The organism is Paenibacillus sp. FSL K6-0276 (genome assembly GCF_037977235.1).
GTDB lineage: Bacteria > Bacillota > Bacilli > Paenibacillales > Paenibacillaceae > Paenibacillus_AQ.
The window spans coordinates 2,105,634-2,122,633 of sequence record NZ_CP150276.1; the positions used below are offsets into that span (position 1 = coordinate 2,105,634).

Sequence of the window (17,000 nt, forward strand, 5' to 3'; positions counted from 1 at the left end):
GATGATTAGCGAAATAGCCGCGGCGGAGTAGCTTTGTATAGCTTAAGCCGGACCCATATGGTGTTTAACAGCAACAAACTGCCGGATATGATAAAAAGTCCCTCAATACCAATATAACCGGATAGAAAGCCGCCTATGATAGCTCCCAGCATATTTCCTAGTGACAGTGTGCTGCCGTTGAAGCCGAATGCGCGGCTTTCTTTCCCATCAGGTGTATAAGAACGGATAAGCGCATTAACACTGGGCAGTAGCCCGCCCATAAAGATTCCCATGAGGAAGCGGACTATAATTAGCTGCCACACGCTGGTAACGAACGCCTGCGGAATCAGGAACAGCGAAGCTCCAATTAACGCGTAGGTTAGAATACGATGTGCGCCGACTTTGTCACTTAGCTTGCCGAGCAAGGGAGAAGCCAGCATATTGGAGATCCCTGTAACTGCGCTGACCATTCCGGCTAAGAAGGCTATATTCTCAGCAGGTCCATTTAACTTTTCTACATAAAGTGGCAGCAAGGCCATAGGGCTGATCATTGCAAATTGCAACAGAAAGGTTACACCGAACAGCGCTGGGAGCTGAGGAATCTTGATCAATTCCTTCAAGCCTTCAAGTACTGAAACCTGCGGCTCTTGCGCTGCTTCTGCACGGTCGAATTTTTCTTTAACGAGAAATAACGCCAGCAGAGAGGCGATAAATAGCAAGGCACCAACGACATAAAAGATCGGCCGAAATCCGATTAAATCGGCAAGTAAGCCACCAATCAGTGGTCCGAGAATGGTCCCCGCAACAGAGCCCGACTGCATCAGACCCATCGAAAATCCCATACGTGCTTTCGGAGTAGTACCCGAAACGAGCGCGATGGAAGCGGGATTGAAGCCAGAGATTGTACCGTTCAGCAGACGCAGTAAGAGCAGTTGCATAGGCGATTGTGCGAAGCCCATCAACACCATGACGATAGCCATACCAAAGCTGGAGCGCAGGAGCATGATTTTACGACCATATTTGTCAGCAAGTTTCCCCCATAGTGGCTGGAAAATGAAAGAGGTTAAAAAGTTTGCGGCAAAAATAAGACCCGCCCAAATTCCGATTTCGTGCTCTCCTTGGACACCAAGATCCTTAGCAAGATACAAGGCCAGGAACGGTGTAATCATCGTCATTCCGGCATTCACCAAGAATTGTCCGAACCAAAGCACTAAGAGGTTGACCTTCCATGTCTCCCATTTCTTCAAAGTGCTTTCACTTCCTTTCAAAGAATTTCAGAAAATAAATGATTATCGGAAAAAATGACATTTTATCAGTATATCATTTTTAAAGTTTCAATAGTGCAACACATGTCATAGTAATGTCATCGGATTGTCATCCCAGGATCTTTGATTTGCTTGTTACAACCTTTCAAAAAGGGCATAATAGTAAGTATGTCGATCAAGCATAAACGCCATCGGCGTCCTTATCAGGATGGTAAGCGTTTAAGCGAGAAATATAAGGATAATGTATAAAGTGAAACTTGTACTTTCTTATATTTTTTAAAAAAATCTTATAAAATATAATGGAGATCTTATCATGACCTACAACGACACTTTTATCCGCGCCTGCAGAAAGCAGGATACGGAGCACGTTCCCGTATGGTACATGCGGCAGGCCGGCCGTTATGATCCCGAGTACCGTAAAATCAAGGAAAAGTATTCACTGCTTGAAATCTGCAAACAGCCTGAGTTGGCGGCGGAAGTAACCTTGATGCCTGTGCGCAAGCTAGGTGTGGACGCGGCCATTTTGTATTCCGACATTATGAATCCGGTCGCTTCTATCGGAGTGGAATTTGATATCGTTAAAGATATCGGTCCTGTGATCGAGAACCCGATTCGCTCTGCGGCAGATGTCGAGAGACTTAGACCCATTGATGTTGAAGGGGACCTCGGCCATATTTTAGAAACTATTGCTATCCTTGATAAGGAGCTGGACGTGCCCTTGATTACTTTTGCAGGCGCACCGTTTACAATTGCCAGCTATCTGATCGAAGGCAGACCCTCTAAAGGATATATCCGTACTAAAGAGCTAATGTACAGTGAACCTCGTGTCTGGGAAATGCTGATGGACAAGCTCGGCGATATGATTATCGCCTACCTCCGCAGCCACGTGCGCAGTGGTGGGAAAGCATTCCAATTGTTCGACAGTTGGGTCGGTGCTCTTGCACCACGCGATTTCGAGAAGTATGTGTTACCGACAGTTTCTCGTATTTTTTCCGAATTATCTGATCTTGATGTACCAAAAATATACTTCCCTGGCGTAAGCTCTGGAGAATTGCTACCGAGTCTTACGAATCTTCAAGCGGATGTAATCGGGTTGGACTGGCGTGTAAGCTTGTCTGAAGGTCGACGTAGAACGGGCAGAAAGTTTGCGATTCAAGGAAACTTAGATCCGTATTTACTTACAGCGCCGATGGACGTCTTGAAGGATCATGCGAAACAACTGATCGATGAAGGTGTGCGTGAGCCAGGTTACATCTTTAATCTGGGTCATGGATTATTCCCGGAGGCTTCTTTAGACAAGCTTAGAGAATTGACGGAATATATTCACGATTATTCACAGGAAGTATTGAAAGAATCAGCCAAGCTGCCTATTAAATCTTAAAGGGGATGGAATCCGTGACAGCAAAAATAGGTGTTCTCGTCATGTCGTATGGCACTCCTAAAAGCTTAGAAGACGTTGAAGCTTATTACACACATATTCGGCGAGGCAATCCGCCGTCAGCGGAGCAACTTAAAGAATTAACAGATCGCTACGAAGCGATAGTCGGGGGCGTATTCCCGCTGCGGGAGAACACAGACCGTCAAGTAGAAGCATTACAAGTAGCACTAAACGCGGATAAAGCTGGGGCGGATGTTGAATTTGTCTGCTATCAAGGGTTGAAGCATGCCTATCCGTTTATTGAGGACGGCGTAGAGGCTATGGCGAAGGACGGCATTACCCAAGCGGTCGGTGTTGTACTTGCCCCTCACTTTTCAAGCATGAGCGTGGGAGGCTACATCAAACGTGCTCAGGAAAAAGCTGATGCATGTAAGATCGACATGGGTTTTGTGGAGAGCTACCATATGCATCCTGTATTGATCGATGTTCTAAGCCGGAGAGTGACGGCGAAAATGGATCAATATATCGAAGCCGGCGCTACTCGCGATGAGATACGGGTATTATTTAGCGCTCATAGTCTTCCGGAACGTATTCTGTCTATGGGTGATCCTTATAGGGATCAACTACTGGAGACCTCAAAGGCTATTGCAGATCAAGTGGGGATAACCAATTGGCAGTTTACATGGCAAAGCGCAGGACGGACGGCTGAACCATGGCTTGGACCGGATATCCTGGATACACTCGGGCAGCTTAGTAAGGAACAAGTAGAGTATGTTCTAGTAGCGCCAATCGGGTTCGTATCCGATCATTTAGAAGTGCTGTATGATCTCGATATCGAGGCAACAGCCGTAGCTTCAGAGCTTGATATGCGTCTTATGCGGATTGAATCACTGAACAGCGATCCTGCTTACATGTCCGTATTGAGCGACGTCGTTCGTACAAGACTGAATCAAATGACGGCCGGACAGTCATGACTGGTCCCTCTAGGCGAATTGTTATCATAGGCGGTGGGCTGAGTGGACTCAGCGCCGCCTTTTACATTCGTAAGTTTTACAAAGAAGCTGGCATGAAACCTGATATTGTACTGTTAGAGAAAGACAAGACACTTGGCGGGAAGATCGAAACATTACACCGGGATGGATTTGTGATTGAGAAAGGTCCGGATTCTTTTTTAGCTAGTAAAACAGAGATGATCGATCTGGCTAAGGAATTGGAGCTGGATCACGAACTGGTGAACACAAATTCAAAGGCAGAGATGAACTATATACTGCAGCGTGACAAGCTTCATCCTATGCCTTCCGGTCTTGTGCTTGGAATCCCTACGGAACTCAAACCATTTTTATCAAGTGGACTGGTTTCATTTGGTGGCAAAATACGCGCGCTGATGGATTTAATTCTTCCTCCTAAGCGGAGTAGTGAAGATGAATCCCTCGGCCAGCTGATTGAGCGTCGTTTAGGTACAGAAGTGATGGAGAATTTGACCGAACCGCTATTAACCGGTCTGTATGCAGGTGATATACGCAAAGTCAGCCTACAGGCTACCTTTCCGCAATTAGGAGAAGTAGAGCGGCAGTATGGTAGTCTTATTCGTGGAATCATTACAGAGCGGAAGTCGACCAAGACAAATAAGAGCACAAAGAGCAGCACTTTTCTGACATTTCGAAAAGGACTACAAAGTCTCGTGCATGGCTTGATTCATGAACTACATGATGTAGAACAGCGAACCGAAGCTGCGGTGGTCTCTATACATGCTACAGAAACTAAATCTCCTCGTTATGAGCTAGAGCTGGAAAATGGCGAACGACTGCTTGCTGATGAAATATATATCACTACACCAAATTCGTTTGCCGCCAAACTTCTGCGTCCTCATGTGGATGTTTCAGCGCTCGATGCGGTAAATTATGTTTCGGTTGCGAACTTAGTCATGGCCTTCAACAAGAAGGATATCGAAATTGATGATGATGGATCAGGTTTTCTTGTGCCACGTAAGGAAGGACGCAATATTACCGCCTGTACGTGGATGTCTACGAAGTGGCCGCATACGAGTCCAGATGATAAAGTGCTTATGCGCTGTCATGTAGGTCGTTCAGGTGATGAGCAGAATGTTCAGCTTCCGGATGAGGCACTTACCGAGCTAGTGAGTAAGGATTTGCGAGAGATCATGGGCATTACAGCGAAACCCATATTCACGGAAATTACGCGTTCGGAACATTCGATGCCGCAGTATCCTGTTGGACATCTTGGGAACCTCTCTAAATTCCATAGGGAACTTGAGACAACTCTTCCTGGGATATATGTCTTTGGAGCTGGATATGATGGGGTGGCAATGCCCGATTGTGTCAAGCAGGCCAAGCTTACAGCACAAAGCGCTGCTAAGCGTATAACGAATTAGATGAACATGTACGGGAGATCTAAAAATTTTAAAAATTAACGGTGAAGCGAAGAGTATTTTGCTTCACCGTTTTTGTTTGAATATAAGAACATACTATTTTAAAATATAAGAAAGTATAAGTTTTACGCTATACTTTATGTCTTATATTTCTCGCTTAAACACTTACCGTCCTTATAAGGACGCCGAAAGCGTTTATACTTGGCTGACTCTCTTATTTTGGAGGGACAGGTACTAGGTATGCTATAATAGAACCAATTTGAGAGTAGAGGAGATCATAAAAATCATGTATCCGCCGCGATCGCGTTCTAGACAGAAGAACAAACATAAGAGCAAACGTAAGAGCAGAACGGCCTGGATGTGGATCAATGCAGGTCTTCTTCTGATGATTACTGTAGCGCTCAGCTATAGTTTTATGGATGACAAATTCAAGGGAAGTTCGGAGCCGCCTCCGGTGGCGCAAGTCACAGCTTCACCTACACCGGATATTACTGCTCAGGAGACAGCATCTATAGCAGTTGTAACGCCTGAAGCTACTGAGTCTCCTTTCCCTTCTCCTACGGTAGCCCCAGAGGCCACACCTACACCGGATCCAGAGAGTGAAGAGAGTATTGAAACACAGGCGCCTGAGGCAACTGCGACCCCTTCGACGGATGAAGGTAGCTCCCAAATAGCAGACAATGGTTCAGTCTCTGGACTTCCATCGGAAGATAACGCTTCTGGGAAGACAGTGACCTTGAATTTTGGTGGAGATGTTATTTTTTCTGGTAAAGCCGGGGAACTGCTTGAGAAGAAAGGCTACGATTATTCGTATGCCGCTCTGAATGGAATGTTTAAGAAGGACGATCTTACGGTCGTGAATCTGGAGACACCTGTGACCACGGGTGGGGTTGGCGCCGTCAATAAGCAGTATGTATTCAAAGGCGCGCCGAAGGCACTGGATGCTCTTAAGGCAGCCGGAGTGGATGCTGTAAATATGGCGAACAACCATACACTGGATCAAGGGGAGCAAGGTTTACGAGACACACTTAGCCACCTTTCGGAAAGAGGAATTCCCTATGTTGGTGCAGGACTGAACAGTAAAGAAGCATTCTCAGCACAATATTTTGAACGTAAAGGGATTAAGATCGCCTTGTTAGGGTTCACGCGGGTAATTCCTACAAATGATTGGATGGCTAGAAAGAATAAACCGGGACTTGCTTCTGTGTATGATAGTAGAGAAGGACTTAAAGCTATCGCTGCAGCCAAACAAAAAGCCGATTTGGTTGTCGTAGTTGTCCATTGGGGCAAGGAACGGGTAGAGCAGTTCGATAATATCCAGCAGTCACTCGGACGTAGCTTTGTCGATGCGGGAGCCGATCTTGTCATTGGCGGTCACCCACATGTGTTGCAAGGTGTAGAGCCGTACAAAGGTAAATGGATCGCCTACAGCACTGGTAATTTTATTTTTACGAGATCAACGGTACCTGCCACGTGGGAAACTGCTGTTTTTCAGGCGGAATGTAGTAAAAAAGGTCAATGTTCATTACAGCTGAAGCCTATGACTGCTGAGTTAGCTCAGCCCGTACCGATGAACGAAGTAAACGGACAGCTTTTGCTGAAAAAAGTTGAAGGCTTATCTGCAGGGCGAGTGAAAATAGACAGCGACGGTAGAGTCACTCAAGTTACAAAATAGGGTTCCTGGGAGGTCCTTATGATGAACAATTTGTGTGTAGCCCATCGGGGATTTTCCGGTAAAGCTCCGGAGAATACATTAGGAGCTATCCGGATGGCGATTGCCATGCCTTTTGTGCACTGGATGGAAATGGATGTCCAGCTCACCAAGGACGGTGTTCCTGTTGTCATTCATGACTATACACTGGACCGTACGACCAATGGTCATGGTAAGGTGAAGAACATGGATTGGGAACATATCCGGCGTCTCGACGCGGGTAGCTGGAAAGGGCGTTCATTTCGGGGAGAACGGGTGCCTTCTTTGGAAGAGGTACTCTCACTAGCCACTGGTAGACTGCGTCTGAATATTGAACTGAAAACAGTGGGCGACATGTATCCTGGCATTGAGCAGAAGGTGACGGATCTTATTTCCTCCAAAGGCATGCGGGACGAAGTGATCTTGACCTCTTTTGACACAGGTGTGTTGAAAAAAATCAAGGAAATAGATCCCCGCTTTCGAACAGGATTGATCTTTGATTCAAGGTTTGGTAATCCTGCTCGGAGGTTGCATGAACTGGAGTGCTCTCTTCTATCGATCAGCTTCTCGCGTCTGAATCCCAGATTGGCTAAGCTTTTGACTGAGCAAGGTGTGAAGATTATGGCTTGGACCGTGAACAAAGGGAAAGAGATGCGTCGCTTAGCAGATATGCATTCTGATATAATGATTTGTACAAACCGTCCGGATATATGGAGCGATACATTTCTAAAAGTATAATGATCCAAATCGATGGGAAAGAGAGTTGATTGTCTGTGTGCGCTGCTGTTAATAATTTATATTGTGTTGGACGCAACTACAAGCTACATGCGGCGGAATTGGGAAATAATGTACCCGTGGAGCCACTCATTTTCTTGAAGCCCTCACATGCGGCGGTTTCCCTCGATAAAGCAGTCATTCAGCTTCCTAAGGATTCAGGTCAGGTTCATTATGAAGGTGAACTTGTGCTTCGTATTGCTCGTGATTATGTCCCGGGTATGAGCGTGGAGGATCTGGTAGACGTTATGGCCCTGGGACTGGATTTCACACTACGCGATTTGCATAATGATCTGCAGAAGAAAGGCCTACCTTGGACGTCAGCTAAAGGGTTTAAGAATGCTGCTCCACTCACACCTTACATTGCGTTTCCTGACAAGGAAGAGCTGGAAGGAACGGATTTCACGGTCTTGAAAAATGGTGTTGAAGTACAGCGTGGTAATGTCAAAAACATGATTTTTTCGCTCCAAAAAATTGTCGATTTTATCGCTGCGCGTTACGGGCTGGGTAAAGACGATGTGATATTTACAGGAACACCAGAAGGCGTAGGTCCTACCGTATCAGGAGATTCCTTTGAGTTGTACTGGGGTGACAAACTGATGGGGGCTTGCCTGATCGGTTAAAAACATCTGTTGGAGATGAATCTATGCTATGGATTATTGGCGCCCTTGGCGCTTTGTTTGTTGCGGGAGCGGCTTATTGGAAACATTCTTTAAGCCTCTCCGGAATGCTTGCCGCAATAGTGATGGGAACCATTTATTTTGGTGCTGGTAATGCCTTTTGGTTTGGTATTTTGTTGATTTTTTTCATCTCTTCAAGCCTGCTGTCTAAGCTTCATCATGATAATAAGGCGGAGCTTGAGCTGACTTATGCCAAGACAGGTCGCCGAGATGCTGGGCAGGTCTTTGCTAATGGTGGGCTTGGGATGGTTTTCGTTCTACTGAATGCGATTGTTCCGATGGAACTTTGGGAATTTCTATTTATCGGCGTTATGGCAACGGTAACCTCCGATACATGGGCTACGGAGATTGGTACACTCAGCAAGAAGCCACCCCGGTCTGTCCTGACAGGTAAAATACTTCCGGCAGGTGCCTCGGGTGGCGTATCCAGCCTTGGTACGCTGGCCGCCGCCGCAGGAGGCGCACTTATTGGTGCGTCTTCCTGGCTGCTGCGAATGATATCCGGCATGCCGGATCACTCTTTCGTGCTACTTACATTGGCTGGACTTGCCGGAGGACTTGCGGGTGCGTTTACGGATTCTTTTCTAGGAGCAACGGTGCAGCAGATGAACCGCTGCACCGTTTGCGGCCGCGAAGTGGAGGGTACACACCACTGCGGCAAGAAGGTTGAATACGCGCGTGGCTGGAAGTGGATGAGCAATGATGCAGTCAATGCTATCAGCTCTATTGTCGGAGGGGCTGTTGCCTTACTGCTTGGCACGATCATTTAAAGGAGGAACCGATGAGCAGCACGTTCAATCACAAACATTCTGCCATTCTGGATGCCGCATACGAGCTCTTCGGTTCAGGCGGATTTTACGAAACGAAGATGTCGGAAATCGCGGAGCAGGCAGGGATTGCTAAGGGCACAGTTTATTTATACTTCAAGAGTAAGGAAGAATTGTTCATGGCGGTTACGCGCCGAGATTGTGAAGGATTCCTCCAGGACTTGCAGGAAATGCTGAAAGTTAGTAATACTTTGGCGGGAAAGCTGTCGATCATCGCTAAGCATCATCTTTACTATTATTATGAACGTAAGCGGCACACGAAACTCTTTTTCCGCGCACCTAACAATAACCCAGAGCTTGTTGCGTATATGACGCTTTTTATGGAAGAATACATGCAGGCAGTGGTGAAGGTATTGCTGGAGGGTGGAGCGTCTGAGCCTGAGCTTATGTCGCAGTCCTACATAGGGATGTTGGATCGACTAAAGATGGATATTTTGTTCGATCCGTCTTTTACGGAGGAGGATGCGTATAAACGCGCTGATTTCGCTGCGGGTCTTTTTATTAAAGGGGCTTTAGATTACTTGAATTTAGGTCAGGATGATAGACCGGTGGAATAGCAGTTTTGAGCTGCATCCGGTTTTATGAAAATATTAGGCAAGCGAGGAAATAGCATGAATATTATGACCGTGGAACATCTTTCCAAGAGTTATGGAGAGAAAGTACTCTTTAGTGATGCTTCATTTGGTATGGACGATCGGGATAAAATTGGCTTGATCGGTGTGAATGGAACGGGTAAATCAACGTTTTTACGTATAATTGCCGGTCTGGATTCTCCGGATGGTGGGCAAATTGCGATCGGAAATAATGTACGAGTGCAATACTTGGCACAGAATCCTCCTTATGAACCGACAAATACGGTATTACAACAAGTCTTCGCCGGAGATGATCCAGACCTTGCGACAATGCGCGAGTATATGGAGACGATGTCACTCCTTGAAAAACAGCCAGGCAATGCAGAACTGGAAGGTAAATTGGTGCGGATTGGACAGGCTATCGACGCCGCAGGTACTTGGCATTTGGAGAGTGAAGCCAAAAGCGTTCTTACTAAGCTAGGCATAGTGAAGTTCGATGCGCTGATGGATACGCTGTCTGGTGGTCAACGGAAACGTGTAGCACTAGCAGCTGCCCTGATTACTCCATCTGAGCTATTGATTCTGGATGAGCCTACGAACCATATTGATACGGATTCCGTGGCTTGGTTAGAGCAATATTTACAGAAACGGCGCGGCGCCCTTTTAATGGTTACGCATGATCGATACTTCTTGGAGCGTGTCGCAAGTGTCATGCTAGAGCTGGATGGTGGCCAGTTATATCGTTATGAAGCCAATTATTCTCGCTTTCTGGAGCTAAAAGCCGACCGTGAAGAGCGTGAAGCCTCTGCGGAGCAGAAGCGTAAGAACCTGCTTCGGACGGAGCTTGCTTGGATTCGTCGCGGAGCCAAGGCTCGTTCAACGAAACAGAAGGCCAGAATCGACCGCTTTGAGAAGCTGAAAGAAAGTACAGGAAGTAGTTCGAACGGTTCGCTGGATATTTCGGTGGCCTCGACACGTTTGGGTCGCAAGATCATTGAAATCAACGATTTGTCGAAATCGCTGGATGGTCGTCAACTAATTAAAGACTTAACCTATATTGCTGTACCACAGGATCGTGTAGGTATCGTAGGCCCGAATGGTAGTGGTAAATCAACACTGCTGAATCTGATTGCAGGTATGCTGCAGCCGGATAAGGGAGAGGTTCAGCTTGGCGCCACGGTTAAGTTGGGTTACTTTACGCAAGAACATCAGGATATGGATGTCAGCATGCGAGCCATTGAATATGTGAAGGAAGAAGCGGAAGTGATACGTACGGCTGACGGTAGCGTAATTACGGCTGGCCAAATGCTCGAACGATTCTTGTTCCCTCCTGCCATGCAGTGGACACCGATCTCGAAACTATCCGGGGGCGAAAAAAGACGTCTGTATCTACTTCGTGTATTGATGGGGGCACCTAACGTACTGCTATTGGATGAGCCTACTAACGACTTGGATATTGGTACGTTGGCTGTTTTAGAAGATTATTTGGATGAATTCCCAGGCGTTGTTTTCACCGTATCACATGACCGCTATTTCTTGGATCGCACTATAGATAAGCTGATTGCTTTTGAAAATGGAGAAATCCGCCTTCATGTTGGAGATTATACCGAGTATGAAGAATGGCTGGCCAAAAATGTTCCCTCGCGCAATGCGGAATCGAACAAAGAGGACGGAAATGCAAAGCGCAAAGAGACTGCAGACACTGGTAGTAACTCAGCGGCATCATCAGCTCCCAAGACCAAACTCAAATTCAGCTTTAAAGAACAGCGTGAATATGAAGGAATTGACGAGCAAATCGAGCTTGCGGAGCAGCGTTTGACTGATATTAGTGCGGAGATGGAAGCAGCGTTTGCTGACTCTGGGAGACTGCAGGAGTTAGTTGAAGAGCAGCGGCTTGCCGAAACCGAACTGGAGCGTCTGATGGAACGCTGGACCTATCTGAACGAGCTTGCAGAGCAAATCGCTGGTAAAGCATAAACCGGATTGTCTTTTTATGACACTAGGGAGGGGCTCAGTATGGAAAATCAACTCAAGGCTGCTGTAGCCCTGCGAAATGAAGGTAAAGCTGAAGAAGCCAGGATGATACTGTTAGAGTTATATGAGCAGAATGCTAATGACGCAGAACTTCTGTATCAATTGGCATGGACCCATGATGTGCTCGGTCTGGAACGCGAGGCAGTGCCCTTTTATGAGAAAAGTTTAGCACTAGACTTACCTTCGGAGCAGAGAGTCGGCGCACTATTGGGACTGGGCAGCACATACCGAACACTCGGAGAATATGATTACTCCAAAGCAATTCTAGAGCAGGCCGTTCGCGAGTACCCAGAGAATAAGGAATTTCCTGTGTTCCTTGCGATGACCAAGCATAACCTTGGAGATCATAGTCTGGCTATGGGGATGTTACTTAAATTGCTGGCAGAAACCTCATCAGATGAAGGAATAAGAAGTTATAGTAAGGCCATTTCATATTATTCAGATAAGCTAGAGCAAGTCTGGGAATGAATGAAATCAAAAAAGAAGCGATCTCGTATTAGTCGATAATCGCTTCTTTGTGCTTTATTTCGTTCCATCCACCGCAATCATTTGCACCACAGCACGAGAGTCACCGGGTAAGATGATTTCATCAGCATTCATCTGAGAGGAGCCATCTCCATCTAGGAAGATACCTTCGAGACCTTCAGCAGGAACGGTCTGTAGGATCGCTGAGCGGAACTCTGCCGCCGTCGAGAGCGTTGGCGTAACAATCAGCCACAGCTTGCCATTATCGTCATACAGCATGCCTGAGCGCATCCGTTTCTCATCAGCATAAGGAAGATGTTCTTCGGCTATAGCAGATTCCCAGAGATTCTCATGCTTCAGATTCATACTAATGCCACCTTGAGCAAAGTAATGCTGACGATCAGTAACCTTCAATTCTGCTCCAGAAGAGGCGACCTGAACAGAGAAACTGCGACTAGCACCATCCCAGACGAGAGTTCCTCGTGCATATTTAGCGTTAAACCAGCCGGAGCCGTACGCCTTTTTGACACCGTTAGTAGGGTTATCATTCATGATAGCAATGGATAGAAGCGCATCTCCATAGAAGAAGCCTCCATTAATCCCATAAGCAATAACTTGCTGAAGGGGTGCATCAGCGGCTCTGAGCTTAATATCTTCTGGCGAAAGTGACATCATATAGAGTTGCACATTTTCCGGACTCTCTTTTTCCAAAAAGCTATAGGAGTGAGGAAGGTCACTAAATGGACCTTCATTGTCATTGCCAAATATTTGGAACACCGATACCGCTAACCCTACAATAAAGAGCAGCAGAAGAGAAACGATCAGCCATTGTCTACGTCTCCAGAGCTGCTTTAACTTGCCAGTGCTAGCTTCAGTTAGTACCCACATAAGCAGCGAGAAGCTTAGCAGTGTTTACTACAGCTTGCTTATGTGTACGTTCCATGGAGTGGGAGGCATGTACGCCTGGGCCAATCAGTGCTGCACGAATATTGTTGCCGCCCCGCAGAGCAGCCGAAGCATCAGAGCCGTACATTGGATATACATCAACGGCATAAGGAATAGCGAGTGCATCTGCCAGTTCAATTAAACGGCCTGTCATAGCATAATCGTACGGTCCTGAAGAGTCTTTTGCACAGATAGATACATCGGTTTCTTTACAGCTAAGATCGTCTCCCATGGCGCCCATATCGACTGCTATCATTTCATTGATGTCACCAGGAATCCAAGCTGTACCGTGACCTACTTCCTCGTAGTTGGAGATGAGGAAGGAAAGATTATGGAGAGGTCTCCAGCCTTCACGTTTAATACTTTCCAAAAGTCCAAGAAGGGCAGCAACGCTCGCCTTGTCGTCGAGATGACGGGATTTAATATATCCGCTAGGCGTAATCACCGCACGTGCATCGAAGGATATGAAATCACCAACGGAGATGCCAAGCTTGAGTACATCTTCTTTGGAAGAAACCAGCTCATCAATACGTACCTCCATGTTTTCCTCTGAACGTTTGAAGTCACGAGCATCTGGATATACGTGAACAGATGGATGGCTGGTTAAGATGGTTCCTGTATAGGCTTTGCCGCTACGGGTATGGATCACGCAGTATTCATTCTCAATGCTGTGCATGGCAAAGCCACCAACAGAGGTCAATCGCAGTGTACCATTGGATTTAACAGAGCGAACCATGCCTCCAAGTGTATCCACGTGAGCGCTGATGCCGATAGTACGCGAAGGGTCAAGGCCAGGGACGGTAAGAATAACGCCGCCTTTTTCATTCCAGCTTAACGGTACATTCAGTGCTGCCGCTTCTTCGGCTACAAGATTCATCACTTGTGCTGTGAAGCCGCTGGGGCTCGGTGTATCAAGCAATTTTTTAAGGATCGAAAGTATGTAATCTTCATTAGGTTGAATGGTAATCATGGTTGAAATCCTCCCGATAAACTATCATTGTCTAGATTTAAAGAATCCGTTGAAGAACTGGCATCACGAAGCTTAGTTAGCTCAGCTGTCATGCTTTTAATTTGTTTTTGCAGCTTATACTGACGGAAAATTCCGTACGAGCCAACAATGATACCGCCAATAAGGGCACAGCCAAGGATAACAAGAATGAGCGGTATATTAACTACATCAAAACCGAAGTTGACCTGAACCGGATCCACGTTGATGACTGCAAATATAGCTGTTAGCAGTGCGAAGATTAGACCCGCAATTAGTGACCATTGAATTTTCATTGAATACTTCCTCCTCAAGGGATATAACAGTATAAAATCCCTTGCCCAAATAGGGCAAGGGATTAATGCAATACTAAGCTCTCTGCCTTATTTGGTCAACTGTTCCATTTGAGTGATAACATCTTCGAATACACTCATCGCTTCGCGAATTGGTTCAGGAGAAGACATGTCAACACCAGCTTTAGACAGAATATTAATCGAGTAGTCACTGCCACCACTCTTCAAGAAGCCGAGGTACCGATCTACTGCTGGTTTGCCTTCTTCAAGAATTTGTTTGGCAAAGCTAGTCGCCGCTGAGAAGCCGGTTGCGTATTTGTAAACATAGAAACTGTTATAAAAATGCGGGATCCGTGCCCATTCCATCTCGATATCCTGATCTATAATCATTTCTTTGCCGTAGTATTTGACATTCAGATCGTAATAGATACTCGAAAGATCTTGTGGAGTAAGCGAATCGCCCTCTTCAACACGCTGATGGATGATTTTCTCGAATTCAGCGAACATCGTTTGCCGGAAAATCGTTGTACGGAACTGATCAGCATAGTAGGTAAGCAAATACATTTTTTCCTTAGGATCTTTAGACTTTTTAAGTAAATAATCCATAAGCAACGCTTCATTGGTAGTAGAAGCAACCTCTGCCAGGAAAATAGTATATTGCGCATCCCGATAATTCAGAGCGTTATCCGAAAAATACGAGTGTAATGCATGGCCCATCTCATGCGCCAGTGTAAACATACTGTTAAGATTATCATTATGGTTCAACAGTACGAAAGGATGCGTACCATATGGCCCCCAGCTGTAAGCCCCGGACCGTTTGTTCTCGTTCTCATAGACATCGATCCATCCGTTGTCGTAGCCTTTTTGCAGCACATTCAGATAATCTTCACCCAGCGGTTTGAGACCCTCTTTAGTGATTTTCTTGGCTTCTTCATAGGTGATATCTAATTTATATTCATCAACAAGTGGTGCAAACAGATCATACATATGTAGCTCATCGACACCTAGCAGCGTCTGACGCAGTTTCATATAACGATGCATCAATGGAAGGCTTTCGTGTATCGTGTCAATCAAGTTGGTGTAAACCTCTTTAGGAATGTTATCGCCATACAGCGACATTTCCATTACAGAAGGATACTTGCGAATCCGTGAGTAAAACACATTCTTATTCACATTGGCGCTAAGCGTTGCTGCGATAGTATTCTTTTGCTTCCGGTAGGTATCGTAGACTGCTTTAAAAGCATTTCGGCGAACTTCACGATCTGTACTTTCTAGAAACTTGATATAGTTGCCATGAGTCAGCTCAACTTCTTTGCCATCCTCATCTTTAATCTTGGGGAATTTTAGATCCGCATTGTTCAGCATGCTAAAAATGTTCTGAGGCGCTTGCGCTAAATTTCCTACTTGAGCAAGCAGTGCTTCTTCAGCCTTAGACAGCACGTGAGCTTTTTCACGTTTCATTTCAGTTAAAGTGAATTTATAAGCGGATAGATCCGGATCAGCGATGAACTGTTCCAACTTTTCTATAGGCAATGCCAGAATTTCTGGGGTTACAAAAGATAATGCCTCGCCTGCTTCTATACCAAGCTTTTTCGCTTTGGAGGACAAAGCTTGGTAGTCGGGATTAGCTGTGTCTTCATCCTGACGCATGTGTGCATACACATAGAGTCGTTCAGTTAGGATGGACAACTTGTCATCCAGCTCAAAACATTTTTTTAGAGCATCTGCGGAATCTAGTGTACCTTGAAAATCCGCAGCTTTTTTGATTAGGGATTTAGCTTCTGCATATTCTGCATCCCAATCCTTCTGAGAAGCAAACACATCTTCAAGCTTCCAACGATTCTCAGCAGGTACTTCGCTTCTTTTCAATAATTGTTCCATAGAAACCCTCCTAGAATGATGAGATGTAGTAGGCATAATCTCCCTCGGCAATACTGTGGATGATATATCACCCGGTAGCAAGCTGAGCACAAGTAGAAGAGGGATGGACTTGGGTGTAATAAGCATGACGTCCTCCTCTTGAAAAGTAGAGTCAGCTTAGTATGCCCTGCTAAGTCCCGATTATTAATATTTAGTCTTCTTTAAAATATAAGAAAGTATAAGTTATGCACCTATACTTTATGTCTTATATTTCTCGCTTAAACGCTTACCGTCCTTTATAAGGACGCTGAAGGCGTTTATACTTATATGGTAGTTATGCCAATAAGCTATAAATTATAAAGATAAAGGCGAACAGAATCATAATGACTGCAGTTAAGGCCATGCCCCGCTTAAACTGCGGCGGGACACGATCTTTGGTCATAATTAGAACTGCGCCTAGACATAGGACTAGGACAACATAAATCGCGAGATTTTCTGTATTCATATCCTGTTATACCTGTTTGAAAGCTGCGATAATATTTCTGTACTCTTCTTCATTATCTTTATAAGATTCTTTGTTGAATCGGTTGTTCACCCACTGCATCATAGCTGGACGACTAAGGAAGGTATGTGTTTCTTCTCCCCATTGATCGGAGATTTCTCGGAGTACAATATAGCGTCCTTGAACTTCTACCGTCATCATATTCCATTTGTCTGTTTTGTATATTTCATGTTTTTTGATCATTATCATTACCACCCTGGCGATTTTTGGCTTTTGGCTCAATGATAACGCACTGGTGAAGGGAAAAGCAAATTAAATCACACATTGAGGGCTCTGAAAGATTGATTTGAACAGAAAATTGC

The 17,000-nt window shown here is 45.6% G+C and carries 17 protein-coding genes; 10 read left to right on the forward strand and 7 right to left on the reverse strand.

The features are described 5' to 3' along the window. Nucleotides 1-5 precede the first annotated feature (5 nt). The gene (locus MHH52_RS09600) at nt 6-1,226 is read right to left on the reverse strand and encodes an MFS transporter (protein WP_340008195.1); all 1,221 of its coding nucleotides are present in this window, start codon (nt 1,224-1,226) and stop codon (nt 6-8) included. A 331-nt stretch (nt 1,227-1,557) separates the two neighbouring features. Here MHH52_RS09600 and hemE point away from each other — a divergent pair, with 331 nt between their 5' ends. The 10 genes from hemE (at nt 1,558) to MHH52_RS09650 (ending at nt 12,056) form a co-directional block, all read left to right on the forward strand. Continuing rightward, the gene (gene hemE / locus MHH52_RS09605; protein ID WP_340008197.1) at nt 1,558-2,625 is read left to right on the forward strand and encodes a uroporphyrinogen decarboxylase; all 1,068 of its coding nucleotides are present in this window, start codon (nt 1,558-1,560) and stop codon (nt 2,623-2,625) included. A 14-nt stretch (nt 2,626-2,639) separates the two neighbouring features. Then, nucleotides 2,640-3,596, forward strand: a complete 957-nt coding sequence (hemH, locus tag MHH52_RS09610; protein ID WP_340008199.1) for a ferrochelatase — start codon at nt 2,640-2,642, stop codon at nt 3,594-3,596. Continuing rightward, complete coding sequence (hemG, locus tag MHH52_RS09615) at nt 3,593-5,014, forward strand: protoporphyrinogen oxidase (protein ID WP_340008201.1); 1,422 nt, start codon at nt 3,593-3,595, stop codon at nt 5,012-5,014. The genes hemH and hemG overlap by 4 nt, the downstream gene beginning before the upstream one ends. Before the next feature lie 283 nt (nt 5,015-5,297). Continuing rightward, nucleotides 5,298-6,686: a CapA family protein gene (locus tag MHH52_RS09620; protein ID WP_340008202.1), complete on the forward strand. Its 1,389-nt coding sequence runs from the start codon at nt 5,298-5,300 to the stop codon at nt 6,684-6,686. 18 nt (nt 6,687-6,704) lie between these two features. Continuing rightward, nucleotides 6,705-7,439: a glycerophosphodiester phosphodiesterase family protein gene (locus MHH52_RS09625; RefSeq protein WP_340008203.1), complete on the forward strand. Its 735-nt coding sequence runs from the start codon at nt 6,705-6,707 to the stop codon at nt 7,437-7,439. Between the two features lie 35 nt (nt 7,440-7,474). Beyond that, complete coding sequence (locus MHH52_RS09630) at nt 7,475-8,098, forward strand: fumarylacetoacetate hydrolase family protein (RefSeq protein WP_340009573.1); 624 nt, start codon at nt 7,475-7,477, stop codon at nt 8,096-8,098. Between the two features lie 23 nt (nt 8,099-8,121). Then, entirely contained in the window at nt 8,122-8,925 is an 804-nt protein-coding gene (locus MHH52_RS09635) for a DUF92 domain-containing protein (RefSeq protein ID WP_340008204.1), read from the forward strand. A gap of 11 nt (nt 8,926-8,936) precedes the next feature. Further along, entirely contained in the window at nt 8,937-9,539 is a 603-nt protein-coding gene (locus MHH52_RS09640) for a helix-turn-helix domain-containing protein (RefSeq protein WP_340008205.1), read from the forward strand. Nucleotides 9,540-9,593: 54 nt separating this feature from the next. Beyond that, nucleotides 9,594-11,531 (forward strand): ABC-F family ATP-binding cassette domain-containing protein, encoded by a 1,938-nt coding sequence (locus MHH52_RS09645; protein ID WP_340008207.1) that lies wholly within the window; start codon nt 9,594-9,596, stop codon nt 11,529-11,531. A gap of 39 nt (nt 11,532-11,570) precedes the next feature. Next, nucleotides 11,571-12,056, forward strand: coding sequence for a tetratricopeptide repeat protein (locus MHH52_RS09650; protein ID WP_340008209.1), 486 nt, complete (start codon nt 11,571-11,573; stop codon nt 12,054-12,056). Nucleotides 12,057-12,110: 54 nt separating this feature from the next. On the opposite strand, the gene MHH52_RS09655 is transcribed toward MHH52_RS09650, so the two are convergent. The 6 genes from MHH52_RS09655 to MHH52_RS09680 form a co-directional block, all read right to left on the reverse strand. Continuing rightward, on the reverse strand, nt 12,111-12,941 hold the full coding sequence (locus tag MHH52_RS09655; protein ID WP_340008211.1) for a hypothetical protein: 831 nt from the start codon (nt 12,939-12,941) through the stop codon (nt 12,111-12,113). Beyond that, the gene (locus tag MHH52_RS09660; protein ID WP_340009575.1) at nt 12,925-13,965 is read right to left on the reverse strand and encodes a M42 family metallopeptidase; all 1,041 of its coding nucleotides are present in this window, start codon (nt 13,963-13,965) and stop codon (nt 12,925-12,927) included. Before MHH52_RS09660 ends, MHH52_RS09655 begins: the two co-directional genes overlap by 17 nt. Next, a complete protein-coding gene (locus tag MHH52_RS09665) occupies nt 13,965-14,279 on the reverse strand; it encodes a lipopolysaccharide assembly protein LapA domain-containing protein (RefSeq protein ID WP_313639039.1) in 315 nt (104 codons plus the stop codon). The genes MHH52_RS09660 and MHH52_RS09665 overlap by 1 nt, the downstream gene beginning before the upstream one ends. Nucleotides 14,280-14,366: 87 nt before the next feature. Continuing rightward, nucleotides 14,367-16,157: an oligoendopeptidase F gene (gene pepF, locus MHH52_RS09670; RefSeq protein WP_340008213.1), complete on the reverse strand. Its 1,791-nt coding sequence runs from the start codon at nt 16,155-16,157 to the stop codon at nt 14,367-14,369. A 313-nt stretch (nt 16,158-16,470) separates the two neighbouring features. Beyond that, the gene (locus tag MHH52_RS09675) at nt 16,471-16,641 is read right to left on the reverse strand and encodes a hypothetical protein (protein WP_313639041.1); all 171 of its coding nucleotides are present in this window, start codon (nt 16,639-16,641) and stop codon (nt 16,471-16,473) included. Nucleotides 16,642-16,647: 6 nt separating this feature from the next. Further along, a complete protein-coding gene (locus MHH52_RS09680; RefSeq protein ID WP_313639042.1) occupies nt 16,648-16,881 on the reverse strand; it encodes a hypothetical protein in 234 nt (77 codons plus the stop codon). Nucleotides 16,882-17,000: the final 119 nt, after the last annotated feature.

Coding starts and splice junctions, on each gene's coding strand:
- hemE (WP_340008197.1), top strand. CDS start 1,558: ATGACCTACAACGACACTTTTATCCGCGCCTGCAGAAAGCAGGATACG.
- hemG (WP_340008201.1), top strand. CDS start 3,593: ATGACTGGTCCCTCTAGGCGAATTGTTATCATAGGCGGTGGGCTGAGT.
- MHH52_RS09620 (WP_340008202.1), top strand. CDS start 5,298: ATGTATCCGCCGCGATCGCGTTCTAGACAGAAGAACAAACATAAGAGC.
- MHH52_RS09625 (WP_340008203.1), top strand. CDS start 6,705: ATGATGAACAATTTGTGTGTAGCCCATCGGGGATTTTCCGGTAAAGCT.
- MHH52_RS09635 (WP_340008204.1), top strand. CDS start 8,122: ATGCTATGGATTATTGGCGCCCTTGGCGCTTTGTTTGTTGCGGGAGCG.
- MHH52_RS09640 (WP_340008205.1), top strand. CDS start 8,937: ATGAGCAGCACGTTCAATCACAAACATTCTGCCATTCTGGATGCCGCA.
- MHH52_RS09645 (WP_340008207.1), top strand. CDS start 9,594: ATGAATATTATGACCGTGGAACATCTTTCCAAGAGTTATGGAGAGAAA.
- MHH52_RS09650 (WP_340008209.1), top strand. CDS start 11,571: ATGGAAAATCAACTCAAGGCTGCTGTAGCCCTGCGAAATGAAGGTAAA.
- MHH52_RS09655 (WP_340008211.1), bottom strand. CDS start 12,941: ATGTGGGTACTAACTGAAGCTAGCACTGGCAAGTTAAAGCAGCTCTGG.
- MHH52_RS09665 (WP_313639039.1), bottom strand. CDS start 14,279: ATGAAAATTCAATGGTCACTAATTGCGGGTCTAATCTTCGCACTGCTA.
- pepF (WP_340008213.1), bottom strand. CDS start 16,157: ATGGAACAATTATTGAAAAGAAGCGAAGTACCTGCTGAGAATCGTTGG.
- MHH52_RS09675 (WP_313639041.1), bottom strand. CDS start 16,641: ATGAATACAGAAAATCTCGCGATTTATGTTGTCCTAGTCCTATGTCTA.
- MHH52_RS09680 (WP_313639042.1), bottom strand. CDS start 16,881: ATGATCAAAAAACATGAAATATACAAAACAGACAAATGGAATATGATG.